The following is a 1,419-nucleotide window of genomic DNA, read 5'->3' as shown; positions in this document are numbered from 1 at the left end:
GTCTATATAATGTTGCACATTATATAATTATTCTTGGTATATATAACAAAACGCTTATCTCTTGATTCTAAATAAAAGTTTTGCTGATAGCCTTTTTATTTATCCAGGTATATCCGTTCCAGGAACAAAAGTTAGAACAGAGAAAATATGATGAATATGGAATCTGGATCATTATTTGTACAGGGGTATGTCTCTATGTTTCGCACCATTTTTTACAGGAAAACACATGGCAATGGGGTTTAAAAATCATAGGTGCAACTTTTTTTACAGGTTTTTCAATTGGATGTGTTGGAAAACAAAGTATACATGATTTTCAACACAAAAAGTTTCCATTCCAGAAAAAATGACGCCTCAAATTCGCTTGTAATTAATTTTAAAGGGATTGTTAATACATTTGGTATCGAATGAGTTTGTGTCCCTTATTCAGCCTTTTAAGTAGTTCAAATGAATTTTTAAAGAAAAAGAGGTGTGAAGATGATTCTTTTTAAGGTTATTGCATATATTTTGCTAAGTATAGGAGTTTGTACAGTTGTTTTAGCAGGAATAGCCGCGATTGTAAAGAAACAAATGATAATCGCAAATATGAATCTATTATTGGCCATGTATTATTTTTGTACGGGAAGTCTTCTGTATTTGTACACGTTATGGGAAACACAAGATATTTTCTTACAAGCCTTTTTGATTTTAATTGTGGGAATTGCAATAATCCGATTAAGAAAAAGCTGGTATGTACCGCAAATGCGTACCTATCTTCAAAAACTACAGGAGCAAGCGACAAATAAGGATGATCTGTGAGGAAATCTAGGAAAAGAGGAGTGGAGAAATCTTGATACATCAATATGAATTGAACTTTTCAGTGATGTATAGTGGCAAGGTAACAGGCTCACAATCTACAATTATTCCAGCAAGTTCTTTAGAGGAAGCAAATGAAAAATTACAATCGGAAGTAAAGCGGCGATTAGGAAAATGTAGTATAAAAGTTAATGCGTCTAGTTTATGTGTTTCAGAAGATAGTCGATATAAGATTAAATAAGATAATAAAAAAGTTCCCTAAAAAGGGAACTTTTTTCATAGTAACTCCGCATAATGCAGGCACATAATAATTGATCATTTTTAGTATAGAGTAAGAATGAAAGGAATGCATCTTTTAAATATGTAATGTTGATATTGATTTTGAAATTTGGAGCGGATCAGTACGTGTTTGGATAGAATTTTAAATGTATTGGACTATATTGCATCAATTTATGTATTGCATTTTTATTTGTATTTTGTATACTAAACGTGAGTTTTCCTTACTGTAGGCAATCTTTCAATTTCTATGAAAGCCAACTAATCTGTTAATGGGGTAGCACCAACAAAACGCGAATTTCGTACGCTAAGCAATTTTTCACATAGAAAAAGCCGATTTTCTGTACGCTA

General features: G+C 31.8%; 3 protein-coding genes. All 3 read left to right on the top strand.

From position 1 onward, the window contains the following. Nucleotides 1-71: 71 nt before the first annotated feature. The 3 genes from PDQ33_RS29130 to PDQ33_RS28845 all read left to right on the top strand — a co-directional run bounded on the left by PDQ33_RS29130 (nucleotide 72) and on the right by PDQ33_RS28845 (nucleotide 1,033). The gene (locus PDQ33_RS29130) at nucleotides 72-347 is read left to right on the top strand and encodes a hypothetical protein (protein WP_333563400.1); all 276 of its coding nucleotides are present in this window, start codon (nucleotides 72-74) and stop codon (nucleotides 345-347) included. 127 nt (nucleotides 348-474) lie between these two features. After that, entirely contained in the window at nucleotides 475-795 is a 321-nt protein-coding gene (locus PDQ33_RS28850) for a hypothetical protein (RefSeq protein WP_270721648.1), read from the top strand. 31 nt (nucleotides 796-826) lie between these two features. Beyond that, nucleotides 827-1,033 (top strand): hypothetical protein, encoded by a 207-nt coding sequence (locus PDQ33_RS28845; protein ID WP_000581819.1) that lies wholly within the window; start codon nucleotides 827-829, stop codon nucleotides 1,031-1,033. Nucleotides 1,034-1,419 lie beyond the last annotated feature (386 nt).

This window comes from Bacillus cereus group sp. Bc031, assembly GCF_027716265.1.
In the GTDB taxonomy this organism is placed as follows: Bacteria; Bacillota; Bacilli; order Bacillales; family Bacillaceae_G; genus Bacillus_A; species Bacillus_A paranthracis.
The sequence above is the reverse complement of the archived record's forward strand: the minus strand, read 5'-3'. Positions and strand labels throughout refer to the sequence as shown.

Bases quoted from the DNA above. Each gene is read 5' to 3' on its own strand.
- PDQ33_RS28850 (WP_270721648.1), top strand. From the start codon at position 475: ATGATTCTTTTTAAGGTTATTGCATATATTTTGCTAAGTATAGGAGTT.